This is a genomic window from Pedobacter sp. WC2423 (assembly GCF_040822065.1).
Classification (GTDB): Bacteria; Bacteroidota; Bacteroidia; order Sphingobacteriales; family Sphingobacteriaceae; genus Pedobacter.
In genome coordinates this window covers 596,259-613,275 of sequence record NZ_CP162005.1, presented here as the reverse complement: position 1 = coordinate 613,275, position 17,017 = coordinate 596,259, and the positions used below count along the sequence as shown (strand labels likewise).

At 38.4% G+C, this 17,017-nt stretch carries 15 protein-coding genes; 6 read left to right on the top strand and 9 right to left on the bottom strand.

What is annotated here, in order from left to right; translation table 11 throughout:
• Positions 1–92 precede the first annotated feature (92 nt).
• Positions 93–563, bottom strand: coding sequence for a ferritin-like domain-containing protein (locus AB3G38_RS02120; RefSeq protein WP_367866850.1), 471 nt, complete (start codon positions 561–563; stop codon positions 93–95).
• Between the two features lie 34 nt (positions 564–597).
• Positions 598–1,080 (bottom strand): hypothetical protein, encoded by a 483-nt coding sequence (locus tag AB3G38_RS02115; RefSeq protein ID WP_367866849.1) that lies wholly within the window; start codon positions 1,078–1,080, stop codon positions 598–600.
• A gap of 115 nt (positions 1,081–1,195) precedes the next feature.
• On the opposite strand from AB3G38_RS02115, the gene AB3G38_RS02110 reads away from it, so the two are divergent.
• From AB3G38_RS02110 to AB3G38_RS02090, 5 genes are all read left to right on the top strand, one after another.
• Complete coding sequence (locus AB3G38_RS02110) at positions 1,196–1,783, top strand: RNA polymerase sigma-70 factor (protein WP_367866848.1); 588 nt, start codon at positions 1,196–1,198, stop codon at positions 1,781–1,783.
• Positions 1,784–1,802: 19 nt separating this feature from the next.
• Complete coding sequence (locus AB3G38_RS02105) at positions 1,803–2,795, top strand: FecR domain-containing protein (protein WP_367866847.1); 993 nt, start codon at positions 1,803–1,805, stop codon at positions 2,793–2,795.
• Positions 2,779–5,322, top strand: a complete 2,544-nt coding sequence (locus tag AB3G38_RS02100) for a carboxypeptidase-like regulatory domain-containing protein (protein WP_367868742.1) — start codon at positions 2,779–2,781, stop codon at positions 5,320–5,322. The genes AB3G38_RS02105 and AB3G38_RS02100 overlap by 17 nt, the downstream gene beginning before the upstream one ends.
• Before the next feature lie 2 nt (positions 5,323–5,324).
• Entirely contained in the window at positions 5,325–6,275 is a 951-nt protein-coding gene (locus AB3G38_RS02095; protein ID WP_367866846.1) for a DUF4249 family protein, read from the top strand.
• Between the two features lie 217 nt (positions 6,276–6,492).
• Complete coding sequence (locus tag AB3G38_RS02090; protein WP_367866845.1) at positions 6,493–6,849, top strand: RNA polymerase sigma factor; 357 nt, start codon at positions 6,493–6,495, stop codon at positions 6,847–6,849.
• Between the two features lie 87 nt (positions 6,850–6,936).
• Here the strand turns inward: AB3G38_RS02090 and AB3G38_RS02085 are convergent, their stop codons facing one another.
• The 5 genes from AB3G38_RS02085 to AB3G38_RS02065 all read right to left on the bottom strand — a co-directional run bounded on the left by AB3G38_RS02085 (position 6,937) and on the right by AB3G38_RS02065 (position 10,856).
• A complete protein-coding gene (locus AB3G38_RS02085) occupies positions 6,937–7,851 on the bottom strand; it encodes a hypothetical protein (protein WP_367866844.1) in 915 nt (304 codons plus the stop codon).
• Between the two features lie 10 nt (positions 7,852–7,861).
• Positions 7,862–8,788, bottom strand: a complete 927-nt coding sequence (locus AB3G38_RS02080; RefSeq protein ID WP_367866843.1) for a TIGR01777 family oxidoreductase — start codon at positions 8,786–8,788, stop codon at positions 7,862–7,864.
• A 40-nt stretch (positions 8,789–8,828) separates the two neighbouring features.
• The gene (locus AB3G38_RS02075; RefSeq protein WP_367866842.1) at positions 8,829–9,335 is read right to left on the bottom strand and encodes a GbsR/MarR family transcriptional regulator; all 507 of its coding nucleotides are present in this window, start codon (positions 9,333–9,335) and stop codon (positions 8,829–8,831) included.
• 89 nt (positions 9,336–9,424) lie between these two features.
• Entirely contained in the window at positions 9,425–10,366 is a 942-nt protein-coding gene (locus tag AB3G38_RS02070) for a GNAT family N-acetyltransferase (RefSeq protein ID WP_367866841.1), read from the bottom strand.
• Entirely contained in the window at positions 10,353–10,856 is a 504-nt protein-coding gene (locus AB3G38_RS02065) for a GNAT family N-acetyltransferase (RefSeq protein ID WP_367866840.1), read from the bottom strand. Before AB3G38_RS02065 ends, AB3G38_RS02070 begins: the two co-directional genes overlap by 14 nt.
• 272 nt (positions 10,857–11,128) lie before the next feature.
• Between AB3G38_RS02065 and AB3G38_RS02060 the strand changes: the two genes are divergently transcribed.
• A complete protein-coding gene (locus AB3G38_RS02060; protein WP_367866839.1) occupies positions 11,129–13,438 on the top strand; it encodes a glycoside hydrolase family 3 protein in 2,310 nt (769 codons plus the stop codon).
• Positions 13,439–13,512: 74 nt separating this feature from the next.
• Here the strand turns inward: AB3G38_RS02060 and AB3G38_RS02055 are convergent, their stop codons facing one another.
• Positions 13,513–15,846 (bottom strand): hypothetical protein, encoded by a 2,334-nt coding sequence (locus AB3G38_RS02055; RefSeq protein ID WP_367866838.1) that lies wholly within the window; start codon positions 15,844–15,846, stop codon positions 13,513–13,515.
• Positions 15,776–16,816 carry a hypothetical protein gene (locus AB3G38_RS02050; protein ID WP_367866837.1) on the bottom strand — a complete coding sequence of 347 codons (1,041 nt, stop codon included), beginning with the start codon at positions 16,814–16,816 and terminating at the stop codon, positions 15,776–15,778. The genes AB3G38_RS02055 and AB3G38_RS02050 overlap by 71 nt, the downstream gene beginning before the upstream one ends.
• Positions 16,817–17,017 lie beyond the last annotated feature (201 nt).

The window sequence follows — 17,017 nt, the reverse complement described above, 5'->3', positions numbered from 1 at the left end:
CAAAAATACCATTAATTTTTTTAGACTCCCTTTATATTCAGAATAGATAGCAAAACCCCTGTGGTAATCATATCCCACAGGGATTGCTGAATTTACAGATAAATCTTCAGGTCGAGCCGCATTCTCTGGTGTATTGCTATGAGTTCCATCATATAACGTCCAACTCCGGATTCCTGAAGCTCATTTCCAAAGTAAACCGCTTTCTTTTGCAGGCGGATGATTAAACTTTCATGATCTTCGAGTAATTCATGGATAAGCTCTACCCCACTATAATTAAACTGGGACTGCTCAGCCAGGTGCTCCAGTTCCAGAAATATATCGAGTGTGGCCGGAATATTGTAACCTGTGGAGTGGATATGCTGTGCAATACTATCCATTGTCATTTCCAATTGCTCATATTGTCCCTTGAAAAGCATTAATTTCCGGTAGAGGTCATTTTCATCAAGATTCAGGTGAGCATTCTTCGTTTTGGTATAAAGCAAAAATTCATCTGCTAAAACTACATTCAGCGTCTGTGCTACTTTTGCCGAGTTATTTTCTATAATTCCGATAATTGGTTCCATATAATTTAAAATGTAAAAAATGAGCGATCAGGAGTTAAAATTTATAGGCGAGCCCGGCAGTCAGAAGGCCTCTGTATCCCCAGCCCAGTTCAGCAAAACCGACTATACTGCCATTGCCAATCCGCATAGCCAGAGGGTTGAACTGATAGATAAACTTATTGGCAAGAATGCCGGTAAAAAAGCCATACCCAGCGCTGGCTGATCCATAGAGTTCTACCGTTCTGCCATGTGAATAAGTGAAATCAATGCTGGCGGCACTATTAAATTCCTTTACTATACTATCGTCATAAGTACCACTATGAAAACCAAAATCAACACCAGCTTTGAGTTCCTCACTGAACTGGTAACGATAGCCCAGAACTGTTAATATAGAGAGATTTGAATTTCCCCTCACCAGACTTTCAGAAAGGCGTAAACTATTTAGTCTTCCAAATTTGAGGCCTTGTGCTTTAACCTCAATGAAGCCCCCACATAAAACAATTAGTATAGAAACTACAGCAATTTTCCTTCTAAACATTGGGCATAATTTATTATTCCTTTCCCCATAGACGACAAGAATCATAAATACCCCCACGTTATATTTTAAATTAATTTATCTTTGTCAATTGCAGGCCCATACTGGGTATTACTATATGCACATACAAGAACCTTTATATTCAGATTTTCAGAAGTTATTCCGTCTGCATTACAAAACTTTATGTATGCATGCTTATAAATATCTTGCCGACGCCGACGAGAGTCAGGATGCCGTACAAGAAGTATTTGTAAAATTCTGGGAAATAAAGCAGGACATGGTCAATGATAAAAATGCACTTTACTACCTGATTACTGCGGTACGCAATAATTGCATTTCAAGACTGAGGAAGAAAGTTCATACGGTATCCATGGAGGATGAAATGGTTTACAATAAAATAACCGACACCCCATTAGAAGCAGAAGAAGATAAAGAAAGTACAGATATACAAACACTTGTTGATGAAGCATTAGCACTCCTTCCACCAAAATGTGGTGCTATTTTCAGGATGAGCCGGATTGATAAGCTCACTTATCAGCAAATTGCCAACGAACTTGGAATTTCCATTAAAACAGTTGAAAACCAAATGGGTAAAGCGATCAGTATTATGCGGGAATTTGCCCGTACGCACTATATTCCCCTTTCTGTTTTGTTTTCATTAATTTATTTTCTGGAACATAGGGGTATGCTAAATTTTTACGTTTAATCTTTGTTTAACAGCTACCATGCAAAATCAAGATATTAATTCTCTTCTGGCCAAACACTTCAACGGCGAGCTTCTTCCAGAGCAAAACGTAGTTGTGGAAGAATGGATCAGATCCAATCCGCAGGAGTACAGCCGTTTGAAATCATTGATAGCAAAAGCTGAACAAACTGTTTATAATCCTGATTGCAACTTAGATGATGCCTGGCAAAATATAGACGCTCAAATCAGAGGAAAACAAACTCCAACAGTAAAATTAGTCAAATCAGCAGGACAACGCAGCTGGTGGATGTCTATCGCAGCGTCACTGTTCCTGATCACCAGTTTTGCACTTATCTATTATAGCTCTTATTATAACCCTTTAATCACTGTCAGCTCAGGCAACTTTGCCAATAAGCAGGTTACACTGCCAGATGGATCTCTGGTTACTTTGAATGCAAACAGTACTTTAAAATATTTCAAACTGCTTTCCGGAGATAAAAGGCAGGTAAGACTTGAAGGAGAAGCGTTCTTTGAAGTCACTAAAAACCCGGCAAGACCATTTGTTATTGATGCCGGAAAAGGACAGGTAAAAGTTCTGGGTACATCATTTAATGTCAATACCGCAGAGGCGCAGGTTGAAGTTACCGTGAGAACCGGAAAAGTACAACTCAGCAGTACTGAAAAACGTGGCCTTGCAATTACGCTTTTACCAGGTAACAGAGGAACATTACATAACGATCAGCTTCAAAAAGACACTGTCACTTCTGAGAATGAATATGCATGGAAAACAGGCATGTTAGTTTTCAGAAAAGAAAAGCTGTCCAGCCTGGTCAAAGTACTTGAAAATACCTATCACAGAAAAATTATATTGGATAATAATGCTACATCGTGTGCGGTGACAGCAACTTTTAAGAACCAGGCTTTGGAAAGCGTATTAGAAGAACTAAAACTCATTCTTAAGTTTAATTACGAGGTTAAAAAAGATTATATATTAATCCATAATTTAGCCTGTGAGAATGACAACAGGGAATAAATTCTATCTTTTCCTACTTTTAATTCTGGCTCCTGTTATTTTAAATGCACAAAACAGGACCGGGCTATTAAACACGCCCATAAAAATCAGCCACAGAAAAGGGTTAATCTCTTCTTTTCTGACCCAGGTTGAGCAAACAGGCATCCTATTAACTTATAATCCTGATGACATCAGGATGAACAGAAAAATAACTTTATCTAACCGTATCACAACAGTTGGAGAATTACTGGAGGAAATTTTACGTGCAGAATCTATTCAAATTAAAGAATATGAAGGTAAAATACTACTTATCAGCAATCCCAGACTGATTACATTAAGTGGATTTATCAAAGAAGAAGGAAGTGCAGAGGTCATTATTGGTGCCAATATAACGGAGACTGAAAATAATAATATTGCCGTAACCAATGGTTTTGGCTTTTATAGTATCAGTCTTGAAAAAGGTGTTTATGAGTTAGTTATTAGCCATACAGGTTACGCGCCAGTTCGTGTAAAAGTTAATCTGGAAGGTGAGAGTATCCGGAAGGACATTTTTCTCAGATCCGGAGTAGACCTGCCCGAATTAGTGGTTACAAAAAGTCAGGAAACCCGGAACAATTTAAATGTTGGCGGTGATCATGTGGATCTGGAAGCAGCGAATAAACTCCCCTCCTTTCTGGGAGAAAAAGACGTGATCAGGGCTATACAATTATATCCTGGTGTTTCAGGTAATACCGGTGGTTCGGTAAGTATGTTTGTAAGAGGTGGAAATGCAGATCAGAATCTGGTTACGCTGGATGATATCTCCATTTATAATATCAATCACTTTAACGGAATGTTCTCCATCTTCAATCCCGATGTGCTCAAAAGTGTAGACTTTTACCGCAGTGATTTTCCTTCAAAATACGGCGGTCGTCTTTCCTCGGTATTGAATGTCCGTTCCAAAGATGGTAACATGGAAAAATACCATGGCTATACAACCATTGGTTTATTGTATGCTTCTTCTGGTTTTGAAGGGCCTATTATTAAAGATAAGGCTTCTTTTTCTTTAAATACCAGAAGAAGCTGGCTGGATCTATTAGGCGCAAAAGCATTGGAAGACGCAGGGTTATACTATTATTTTTTAGACTTTAATTTAAAGCTCAATTATATCGCAAACCCAAATAACAGGTTTTATATCAGTACTTATTTCGGCAATGATTCTTACCGGCAAAAATTAGATTTCCCCGAGGAACTTAAAATTTCAGAATCTTTAAGATCGACCCTGAAATGGGGAAACAGGCTGGTCGCATTCAGGTGGAATAGCATTTTAAGCCCGCGTCTATTTAAAAACACGACGGCTACTTTTAGTCAGTACAGAAATACGCTGGATGCAAATCTCGTCTCGTCTCTGGTTGGCCTGCCAAAACGTATATATACTACCGTAAAGGATTATGGGTTAAAAAGTGATTTTAATTATTATTTGAGGCCAGATCTTAAACTGAATTTTGGAGGTGGCGTGAGTATGAATTCATTTATTTTTCCTGTTGGATTGAGCACAGATGAGAGTATCACGATTAATACGCTTAATTTGGATGCCTATATCGAAGATGAAGTTAAGATTGGAGAACGCTCAGAATTAACAGCAGGCTTACACTATACAGGATTTAAATCCGGGAAGACATTTTACAATACCCTGCAACCAAGAATAAGATTTTCTTATCATTTAAGTGATAATCAGGTGTTCACTGCTTCTTATTCCAGAATGTCGCAATTTATACATCAATTTACCACGAATGGACTTTCAGTTCCCACAGAATTCAGGATTCCCAGCAGTAAAAATATTAAACCAGAGACCTCTGAGATCTACAACCTGTCTTATCGTTTGCAGGCAGGAAAAACAACTAGTTTTACTGTAGAGGCCTATTATAAAAATATGGATAACTTACTGGCTCTGGGTTCAGGACAGGATATTGCGAATGGTTATTTTGCCAGGGCAATTGAAGACAGACTGGCATCAGGAAAGGGAATCAGCAAGGGAATAGAATTGAGTTATGTACAACAACTCAACTGGCTGCGATTTCAGATGGCCTATACCCTATCCAAAACAACCGGACAGTTTAAGGCCCTTAATCTGGGACAAAGCTTTCCTTTAGATCAGGATTTAAGGCATAATTTCAACATTGCACTGAACGCTTCTTTAAGTAAAAGGCTGGAAATATCCGCGCTTTGGACCTATATTACCGGCCGGCATGTTACTGTACCACAAAACATCCATAAAAACATTGACGAAGTGCTGGGAAATAAATCAGAGAACTATACCTATATAATTTCAGGATTAAATAACTATACGCTCAGCAACAATTACAAGCTTGATCTTGGTTTAAATCTTACCCGTAAATTTAGTAACGGACACCAGAGAATCTGGACTTTAGGAATGTACAATGCGATTGCGAATTCAACGTCGTCGTCTTTATATGTATCAACTGGTAATCCGCCTGATAAAGTCAATATTCTGGAACAAGTCAAGTTAAAATTAATCCCCTATTTTACGTTCACCTATAAATTTTAGTCATGTTTATTTACAGAAAAATAAATATTTTTGCCTTACTGCTTTTTTTAGTTGTGAGCAGCTGTGAGAAAGAAACAAATCTGGACATTTCACCCAAAAATCCTAAATTGGTTGTATTAGGGGAGCTTAACCAGGCAGACAATGGATTCATTAACCTGAGTACCTCAGATTTCTCTGCTGGTGCAGCTGGATTCCCTGATGTTTCAGCTGCGCAAGTCAATCTTCTTGATCAGCATAATAACCTGCTAGAGAAGTATCTTTACCAGGGAAAGGGGAATTACACGGGTAAAAAGGCTTTCGCTGGTCAGAATTATAAGCTGTCTATTGCGTACCAGGGAAAAACATACCAGGCAGAGACCACTATTCCTACGGCTTTTAAACTGAATTTGCTTGAACAGGATTCAACTTCCATGGATGTAGAAATTATTGACCCCGGTGCGGAACCTGATTTTTACACTTTTGAACTGAAGGCCAGGCATTATACACTAAATAGATATTATCTGTCGAACGGACAAAAGGTAACAGTCAATTCAGAAGCCGAATTTATGGAGTTATTGAAAACCAACCCTGCTTTAGAACTTAAACGCGACACTACTTTTGATGAAAAATTTAACAGATTAATTATTGCCACTGATGATAAGAGAACTGAAAATGTAAGATTCAATGTTTTAAAAGATCACTCAGGAAGGATTTTTTTAACAGATAAAACATTTAACGGAAATAAAACTATCTTAGAAATCTATTATGATAATACCACGCTGAAATCTGAAAACACACAGTATACATTAGTTGTAAAATCAACATCTGCTGCTTATTTTGATTATTTATACAGTATTGATCTACAGGCAGCCAAAGGTATTGTTGGTGTGCTGGATGTTCCTATTAAAGGAAACATATCAGATGCTTTTGGAATTTTGGGCGCAGCTTATATTCAGAAAATCACTATCAAATAATAAAAGTTATGTTCTGCCTGCACCATCAAACATCGCAAAACACATTCAGCTGAAGCAGCCATAAAAAAAGCTTATTATAAATAACCATTATTATTATATTTAAATGCTTTTAGCTATAAAAAACTAAATTACAGACATTTATTTTGATGATAATTAGCGGTTATTTTTTTATAATTGGTAAATAAAATGCTAATTATATTGACCTAAAAGGATTACTATGGAATCAGAAAAAACCGTCTACAGTTACTTCAGCGATGCTATGCTGCTCGAACATTTGAAAAAAAGCGACCGGCTGGCATTCATAGAAATTTTTGAACGGTATTGGAAGAAAGTCTATAACGAATCTTATAAGAGAATAAAAAATCACACGCTCGCTGAATCAATTACTGAATGTGTTTTTATCAATCTTTGGGAGGAAAGAGAAAATGCAAAAACCGATAAATTACTTCCGTACTTGTTAGCTTCATTACGTTTTTGTATACTGCAATTATACATTGAGGGCAAAGCAGACGGGCACTTTGAAAACGGTTTAAGCTACCGAATGCTATCTTCCACACCTACCGGAATTAATTAAAAAAGGAAAAAAGGTAGTGAAATCATAATTTCACTACCTTTCTAATCAAATAACTATTGAGGCGTAAATTTAAAAGAGTGAATAAGCTTATCTTTTTTCACTTAGTTCTTTAATATGTTCCATTACTCTTAAATGCACATTTCTGGTAATACTTTCCGCCCAGATATCGTAATACCAGGTCGGAAAAACATGTAATTTATACCAGCTGTTGCCAACCAGCGTAGTTGTACCGTTGCCATTATCTTTGAGTATAAATTGTCCTTTCAGGATATCAATATGTCCCATAATTTCAGGATCCTGCGGCTGTCCGATAATATCGAAAGTCAGCTCCTTATTTACTTCATAAGTGGCTATTTTTTCATCGAAAATATAGCCATTACTAAAAATACATTTACGCCCTGCTCCTTTATAATGCCCGGTCACTGTAGTTGCAGCAGGGCTTGGCATGCCGATATTAAATAACCAATAATTATTTTTCTTCTTTATGGGTTCAAATGAAACTACATTCTTCCATATTTGTTGAGGGCTTGCTTTAATAATGATTTCATCAGCAACCATATTCTCATAATGATGTTCCTGAACTGCATCCGTAATAAACAGGACAAATATTAAGGAAAAGACACTCACACTTAGCTTTTGACTTTGTTTTTTCAAGATCACGCGGCCAATAAATCCACCAGCGATGATACAACAAAAAATCAGCGGAGAAACGATGAGCAGACAAATGACCCCTTCTCTCAGAAAAACAAAACTGAGTAGTATTGCTGTTAAACCACTCAAACACGAATAGCCAACAATTGCCCTGCTGCTCAAATTAAGGCTCTTCCAGAACCAGCTATTGATCATTCCCATGAGCAGCGGGAGGATGACAAACTCAGAATAAATCATTACTCCACTCTTGTTCGTAATAAAATAACCGGTAAGCCAGATAATGAATAAGGCAAATAGATTTGAAAAAAGGATTCCTGTTAATAAGGAAAAATTGAATGGTTTACGAGGCATATATTTAAATTTAAATCCGGATACTTAAAATATCTTTCACAGCATGTTCAGCTTTAGAGAATAGAAAAGGATAACCACCATCCAACAGACGTTTGGGCTTAACCCACCTGCTTTTTAAGATCAGTTCTGTTTCTGTTCCAATGAATTTCGCGCCGATTTCCAGTAACCAGGCAGGGGCAGGAAGTCCGAAGGGAATGCCGTAAGACCTGCGGAGCAATTTCATCAGGTCTGTGTTACTGATGGCTTCTGGCGCAGCACAATTAATAACCCCGCTTAATTCTTCCTGCTGTAATAACCATTCTGTACATTTTGCAGCATCCTGCTCATGAATCCATGAAACATATTGCTGACCATCTCCCTGATGCCCACCCAATCCAAGTTTTACCAGGTTCAGCAGGCGGGGAAACGCGCCATCGTTCCTGCCCAGTACAATGGCCATACGCAAAGCAATTTTCCTGGTTTTTGGCGTAACAGTTTCAAAGAAAGAACGTTCCCATACCCGGCACACATCAATAGAAAAACCATAACCAATATCTCCCGTTTCCTCATCCTGAGGCCGGTCTTCTGCATGGCGGTAAATAGTTGCAGAAGTTACATTGATCCATAGTTTTGGGGCGGCCTTCATTTTTCCAATAACCAAACCGAGTAATTCAGTTGGCTGCTGCCTTGAGGAAATAATTTCTTTCTTACTTTTCTCCGTATACCGGCAATTCACATTTTTACCGCAAAGATTAATCAAAAGATCAGCTCCTTCTAATGCATCAGCCCATTCTCCCTCCTCTATTCCATTCCACACTAATGTTTTAACATTTTCATCTGCTACTTTTTGAGTTCTGCTCAGAATGATAACTTCAGTAGCCAGTTCCCGATAATATTGTGTCAACACGCGCCCCAGGTAACCATTACCTCCGGCCAGAATAATTTTATTGTATTTCATTTGAATGGACTAGAAACTTAATGAATATTTTAATATTTGTTTATTTAAACATCTTAAATATTGACCCCCAAAACCAGCTCTCTTCTGCCTTAAGCATGGTATCTAAAGTTTTATCTACGTTTTTCGCCAATTTATTAATGTCTTTGACAGATTTCGTAAAGGTCATAAACTCAGGATCTTTTACATTCCCCTCCACTTTAGACAATTCATCAAGAATTTTGATCACTGGATCAAGTTCTCTTTTTCTTCGCTCTTTAGCTACTTGTCTGGCAATATTCCAAGTGTCTTTGTCTGCAAAGAAATACTCTTTACGCTCTCCTGCTTTATGTTGTTTTTCCACTAATCCCCAACCAATCAATTCTCTGAGCGTCATGTTTGCATTCCCTCTTGAAATACTCAGGGTAATCATGATTTCTTCAGTAGTCAATGCTTCTGGTGAAATCAATAATAAGGCATGAACTTGTGCCATAGTCCGGTTGATCCCCCACTCAGAACCCAATTTACCCCATGCCTCTATAAACTTTTGTTTTGCTTCTGGTAATTCCATAAACAAACATACACAATTTATCGAACTTTCAGTTATTACTGAAAGTTTATTTTACAATAAAATAAGTAATTATAAAGATTCTTAGTCATTTAAGTATTAAAAACCATTTTGTAATAAAGATTACCGGATTCTTCCAGTTGTTTACCTTTTTTCAAAAAACCTGTTTTTTCAAACCAACTCACCAAAGCAAGCGGTGAATGCACATAAAAGAACTCGTTAGGGGAAGCAGTGATTGCTTTAATTAAAGCTTTTCCTACTCCCATTCCCCGGTATTGCTCTAGTACAGCGAGCCCTTCGATTTTGTATCCTGTTTTGGTTTTGTAATAACTGCATGTTCCTGCGGGCAGATCATGTACAGTTGCCAGAAAGTGTGAGGACTGATCAATTGCAGCAACAGCAAATAAATGATCTCCATTTATTCCCCTTAAAACTGACTTCAGTATAGCACCCGAAGTTTTCAACCCCTCGGTAGTTTTTACTAACTGAACCTCCATTTCAAGAGGCTCAATAATAGTTCTGACCTTCTCATTTTTGAGCTGATCTACCAGAACCAATGCCCGTTCTAAAAATCCTTTTTTGCGAAGTTGTGCTTCGGACTCATTCAGCGCCTTCAGCAAACTATTTTCATTCTCAGTAATTTCTGAAAGCACTTTGACCATAATTTCCCATACCGGTTTCATCTGTTCAATCAATTCCCAGGCCTTGCCTGTCAGAACAATCAGCCGCTTGCGTTCATCATTCTTATCACGCAAAGAGCTGATCAGCTTTTGCTGCTCCAGCTCTTTCAGCAAACTGATTGTGGAAGGATGTGCATAGCCAATTTCTGCCGCAAGCTCCAGGATACTCAAAGGAGATTTGAATTGCAGTGTATAAATTACAGGAAACCATTTCGGTTCAAATTCTATCCCAAAAGTTTTATAAAGGAGTAGCCCATCTTTACGAAGCTGTTCACTTAAGCGCTGTAAACGCGTTGAAATGGCAAGTATACCAGATTCATCTATTAAATTTGCAGTTTCTTTATTTGTCATCATTGCTATGTAAAACAAAAAAGTGAGTATCCAGTTTCATCAAAGGCATATGCGCTGGTAAGTTAGCTTTTTCGACAGGCACAAAACCATTACGCTGATAAAACCGGATTGCTGCCTGTAACTTCTCCACAGTACCAAGATAGATCGTATTGATTCCTTTTGTTCTGGCATAAGCAATCAGGGTAACGAGCAGCTTTTGCGCAATCCCTTTCTCTTTACCCCGGTAATCTTTATGGACGAACATCTTACGGATAACACCAATACCGTTACCTATATTAATTAAGGCGATAGAACCGATTACCTGATCATGATGTTTTGCAATCCAGAATTCTCCACCTGGTGCTTTGTAAAATTGATCAATCTCATTCAGATCTGGCTGATCTGCCGCAGTAATCGGAATATTAAATTCCTGTTGCTGAATAGTGAGTATTAAATCAATGATTTGCTCAGTTTCTGCAACTGTTGAGGGGATAATTTCAAATTGTGTTTCCATCGCTATTCAATATATAAGTTTAAAATTACGTAGTTAACTACATAAGTACAAATTTTTATTAAATAATTGCATTTGCAGGATAAAGTAATCTAAAGTTTTTACAGCAATATTATTCCCTGATTAAATATGAATTTGGAAAAACAGAAAATAAAGTCTACCATTGCTTCCTACTGAAGCACATAAATATAAGAAACACCTCAGACCACCTTATATCACTGATAATAAACTATATCAATAACCAAATAGTCGAAGAACAAACCAAATTAAGCTGTATGAAAAAGGAAATATTAACGCTCCTGGCTTTCTCCTGCCTCCAGGTCACGAATGCACAGGAAGGAAAAAACTATAAATTAATTACGAATCCGAACGGAGTTATATTAGGTTATAATCCGGCGTCTGGTGTCAAAATACTGACCGTTGACGGGCTTCAATTCAAGGATTTGAACAAAAACGGGAAGCTGGATAAGTACGAAGACTGGAGATTATCAGCCGGTGTGCGGGCTAAAGATCTGGCACAGCAAATGACCATCGCACAAATCTCAGGCCTGATGCTTTACAGCGGTCATCAGATGCTCCCTGGTGCTGAAGCTGGTTTTGGTGCGGCAACTTATGATGGAATGGCTTTCAGTAAAAGCAAAGCTAAAGCAGCAGACCTGAGCGATAACCAAAAGAAATTCCTGAAAGAAGATAATCTAAGACATATCCTGATTACCAAAGTACAGAGCCCTGAAGTAGCCGCAGCCTGGAATAACAATATGCAGGCCTTTGTGGAAGGCATAGGGCTTGGTGTGCCGGGAAATACCAGTACTGATCCCCGGCATACCGCAACTATAAACAGTGAATTTAATGCAGGTGCCGGAGGTACCATTTCCATGTGGCCTGATGGATTAGGAATGGCCGCAACATTTGACCCGGCAACCGTGAAAGAATTTGGACATATCGCCGCTCAGGAATACCGGGCATTGGGTATTTCTACAGCACTTTCTCCACAAATCGACTTAGGTACAGAACCACGCTGGTACCGCATTGCTATGACTTTTGGAGAAAGCCCGTTATTGGCTGAGGATATGGCGCGTGCTTATATCGATGGTTTTCAGACTTCCTTCGGAAAGGATGAAATCAAAGATGGCTGGGGTTATAAAAGTGTCAATGCCATGGTTAAACACTGGCCTGGCGGAGGCGCTGAAGAAGGTGGTCGTGACGGTCACTGGGCTTATGGTAAATTCACTGTTTATCCCGGAAAGAATTTAGCACAACATCTGAGTCCTTTTATCAACGGAGCTTTTAAACTGGAAGGTAAAACCAAAGAAGCGGCAGCAGTAATGCCTTATTATACGATTACTTATGGACAAGATCCTTCTGGTCAGAATGTAGCCAATGGATATAGCAAATACATGATTACAGACCTGTTGAGAAAAAAATACAATTATGATGGTGTAGTCTGTACAGATTGGCTGATTACTGGTAATGAAGGTGCTACACCTGATATTTTTGCAGGTAAACCCTGGGGTGCTGAAGCTTTAACGATCAATGAAAGACATTATAAAGTGATTATGGCTGGAGTAGATCAGTTTGGCGGGAACAATGAAATCAAACCGATCATGGCGGCTTATCAGATGGGTATCAAAGAATACGGAGAAAAATTTATGCGTGCACGTTTTGAAACCTCGGCAATCCGGTTGTTGAAAAACATTTTCAGAGTGGGTCTTTTTGAGAATCCTTACCTTGATCCTCAGGAAAGCAAGCAGATTGTGGGTAATACTGAATTTATGAAAGCAGGATTTCAGGCACAGCTGAAGTCGGTAGTTTTGCTTAAAAACAAATCTTCCATCCTGCCTGTTGCTAAAAACAAAACTGTGTTTGTACCAAAAATCTATTATCCTGCCTCCAGAGACTGGTGGGGAAACTTGACTGCGCCAAAATTTGATTATCCGGTAGATATCAATCTGATCAAAAAATATTATAACCTGACTGAAGATCCTGCTCAGGCTGATTTTTCTATTGTCTTTGTATCCAGCCCTTACAGTGCAGAAGGTGGTTATGATTTAAAAGACAGAAAAGCCGGGGGCAATGGTTATGTGCCAATCACCTTACAATATGGCGCTTACACCGCTTCTACAGCCAGAGTACAAAGTATGGCTGCCGGAGATCCGGTCATAGACCCTGCAATCAGCAACCGCTCTTACGCTAATAAAACAGTTACGGCTTATAATACAATGGATTTGAGAACGATCCTGGATACAAAAGCAGCGATGAAAGACAAACCAGTGATTGTAGTTGTTAATGCTTCCAAACCTATGATATTTAATGAATTTGAGCAGCAGATAGAAGGAATTGTATTACACTTTGGTGTGTCAGGACAAGCTGTGCTGGATATTATTTCAGGAGCAGCAGAACCTTCAGGCTTACTGCCTGTTCAGATGCCCGCTAACATGCTCACAGTAGAGCAGCAATACGAAGACGTCCCTTTCGATATGACCTGCCATACAGACGCGCAGGGACATGTTTACGATTTCGGTTACGGATTAAACTGGAAAGGACAAATCAGCGATGAGCGCAATACTAAATATCATTCCAAATAGATTGGATATCATTTCATAAAAAAAGGAGCAGATAAAAACATCTGCTCCTTCCTGAAAGTTGAATAACTATTCAATTAATGCTTCTTATTGACGTAAGCTTTAAAATAACCACACTCATTTAATACTTCCTGATAATATTTGGTCTGGCTGTACTGTGCATTCAGCTCCGCAAAATATTTACCTGCAGGTATTTGACTAAAATCAAAGCCCCCATAATACTTCCGGTCATTACCAGGACTATTGTATTGCGTGTTGTAGATCTCATTCCGCTCACATTTAGCCGCCATATAAGTATACTTCGCTTTTAACTCTTTAGTTTTAGCATTAGCGCGCGCCATCAGATAATACTTCTCCGCGACTTTACTATCGGTCACTATCTTTCTATAAGGTACCGGAATACTATAAGGAGAATCTCCATAGCTATCAATTACGCTAGCTGTGTAGTAAAATACACGGGCATTCCCATAATGCGTAATGTTATAGTAAGCATTACCCAACAGAGCTGCATTTCTGGAAACATCTTTACCTGCAGCCAAATCTCCCTTAATTGTTTTTAAGGCTTCAATAAAGCCTAATACGGTAAAATGCTTCTTGTCCTTGTCAGCCTGATGATCACAATCGTGACAATCCTGAATCTTGATATTGAAAGGATTAGCCATCAGCTCAGTTCTATTGACTGTATCTGCCTGCTTCATCAGCACAATTGCTTCATCCAATTTTTCCTGATAAACCAATAACATAGCCTGTAAATAGCTTAGCTGTCCAACATTGATCGAATAATAATTCAGCATAGCCAGTTCGAAAGGAGTTTTATCCTTCTTATTCAGCAGTGCTTTTGCTGCTTCTATCCTATCATTGCTATTATAAAAAGCCATTTCAGGAGCGAAAAAATAAGCTTTTAACACATTTCCCTGCTTTTTATATTGTGCAGATAACAAGGTCATACTTTGAGCAATCGCACTGTTATAACGAAGATTAGCAATAGATTTTTTATTCTTGCTCAAACTATTCAGCCAGTTTAAAGGCTCAACCATCTCTGCTTCTGCTTTTGCATCGATATGTTTCAGCGTTTTCAAATAAAGCAGCCAGTTCAGCACTTTATATTGCGCCATAACCAGGGTATCATTGGCCGGTAATTGTTTTCTTCCTTTGGTATAAAATGTTTTGGCCAGCGCATAATTACCCGAAAGGGAATTCAGATAACCCGCAGCCAGATTCCAATAATAAGGTTTTGATGTTTTTTCCTCATTGGCAATCTTACTCACCAGAGTTCGTTCATTTAATGTTGCTGCACGTGTTACCGGATCAATTGTACTCGTATCTTTTGATACCTGCCCTTGTGCTTCTCTGATATTAACCAGCCTGCTCAGCAAAAGATCAAGTTTCTCAGATTTAGGATCAATGGCATAAATTTCTTTAATCGCACGTGCTTCATCTTTACTGCTCCCTAACATCTGCCATAAGGTGATTTTTTCGTCTCCATTTTTGGCCAGGTTTAAAGTCTGTTTCCAGTCTGACTCATTCTGAGGATGAAAACTCCATCTGCTTGGGATTTTCATTTCGAAAGCGTAGTTATAACATAAGCTATACAAATAGTTTGCCTGTGCAAATTCCCCTTTTTGATAATAATAACCGGCCAGATACCCTAATGCACGGTAATACATCATGTTCTTTGGAAAAGCAGCTTCCTCTTTAGCAAAATAGGCTGGCAGGGGAACATCAACCTTTGACACATCAGTTGCATGCTGTTTCTGCTTGAAATAATAATAACGCACCATCTGGAACCATAGCCGCTGTTTGATAAAAATATCTTTTGTATCACCTACAGCTTTTAATAAAGTATTTTCTAAATCTGCAGGTACTTCTTTTACAGGAGTTTTCTCATAAGACCAGTAATCGCCCGGGCCTACTGCGTAAACTTCACATTCTTTGGCTAAGAGTAAATAGTCAAGAAAAGCACTTACTTTCTTTTTATTCGCTTTCGTGCTTTTCAGATCAGGCATTCCTGCTGGTAATACATCCAGCTTTCCCTTATAATAACGGGCAACAGAATCAATATTTCCGGAACTGGCTTTGATGAGCAGTGTTTTCAGCGTAGTAGTATCTACCTTATTTTCAAACCAGGAATTCCATTCACTCACTACCAATTGATTATAACGGGTATTGCTGTCATCCAGATTATATCCATTGTAATAACTAATTTCACTGGTATAGAAAAAGGGAGAGTAAGAACTGCTTACAAAAGCTTCGGGTGCAAAGCTGGAACTTTGATAATCATCATAGTAGCCTCCATCACCACACGCGACTACAACACCTGCTACTGCAATGGAGCAGACACTAAAAATGAGCAGAAACTTCTTTGATATCTTTTGCTTCAAGCGCTGAAGCAGCGACGGTTGATAATTCATAATATATTATATTTCTATTTTCAAGGTGTGCAAGGTGTTTGGAGAGTTGTTTCGCTGCCACGTTCAGTAGCTTAGGATTTACATCTTCGAGTTTAAACAAATCATTTTCTTTAATATAAAGACCTGATAAATAAAAGCTTTTATTCGCTTTATAAACATTTGATTGAGTTGTTTGCCGGAAGTTATTCTGGTCTGCTAATTCTTTTCGGCCTATTTTTCCATAGAGCTGAATGACCTTCCCTTCTCTGATTTGTACCGACCAGGAGAATAAAGGCAAAGCAATATCTAAAGGCAACTGATAAGTAGGCAGATAGCTGATATACTTTGAGGCATCCGTTGCATTGTAAATAGAATTACGCTGTTGCAGCCTGGCTGATATTTTGCCCATATTATAAAACATTAACAGGCCTTTATCAACGGGTGGTACACCTGTACGATCTGCATATTTGATCTGGTGCAGGCGGATCGTTGCTTCGAGTTGTTTTTTACTGGCCGCTTTAAAAGCTTTAAGAAAAGTAAAATAACGATTTTTAGTCCCTGTAGTCCAGTCACAATCTATCTGCACACGCTGATAAGACACTTTATTTTGTGTAGTAATCTCATTGATCAATTGATTGACCTTTTCGGCCAATGGCTCTATTTGATCAGCAGTTAGTTTTTCAAAAGTTTTATTGGTGATATAAATAACCGGGACAATATGAAATTGACTTACATCCTGGTTAATACTGATCACAGCATTGGGCCGGACATCGCTTTTCTGTTCATCCCAGATCACATCAAATAAACGAAGATATAATTGATTACCAGCTCCATCCTTTAATAATCCAGCCTGAGATTTATCCAGTAAAAACGTGGTTTTCCAGTAATAAAAAGCAGAATTAGCTGTAGATTTTTCTTCTTTACAGCCTGTAATGGAACAGGTAGTCAGTCCCATAAAAATCAGCCCGAATAAAAATACTTTTTGACGCATATCAGCAAATTAATATTACACTCTTAAATACGATTTAAGAATAGTGCAAAGGTAGACAAATCTGGTTCTCTTTTCAGCAGAACAAGATTTTATCCGGTTAAAACCCCATAAAGATCAGCAAATGAGTGGCAAACAGCATTAAACACAAGGGCGTGTAAAATTAAGCTATCCTGCCTGACGAAACCGGATGTTTTGTGCTCT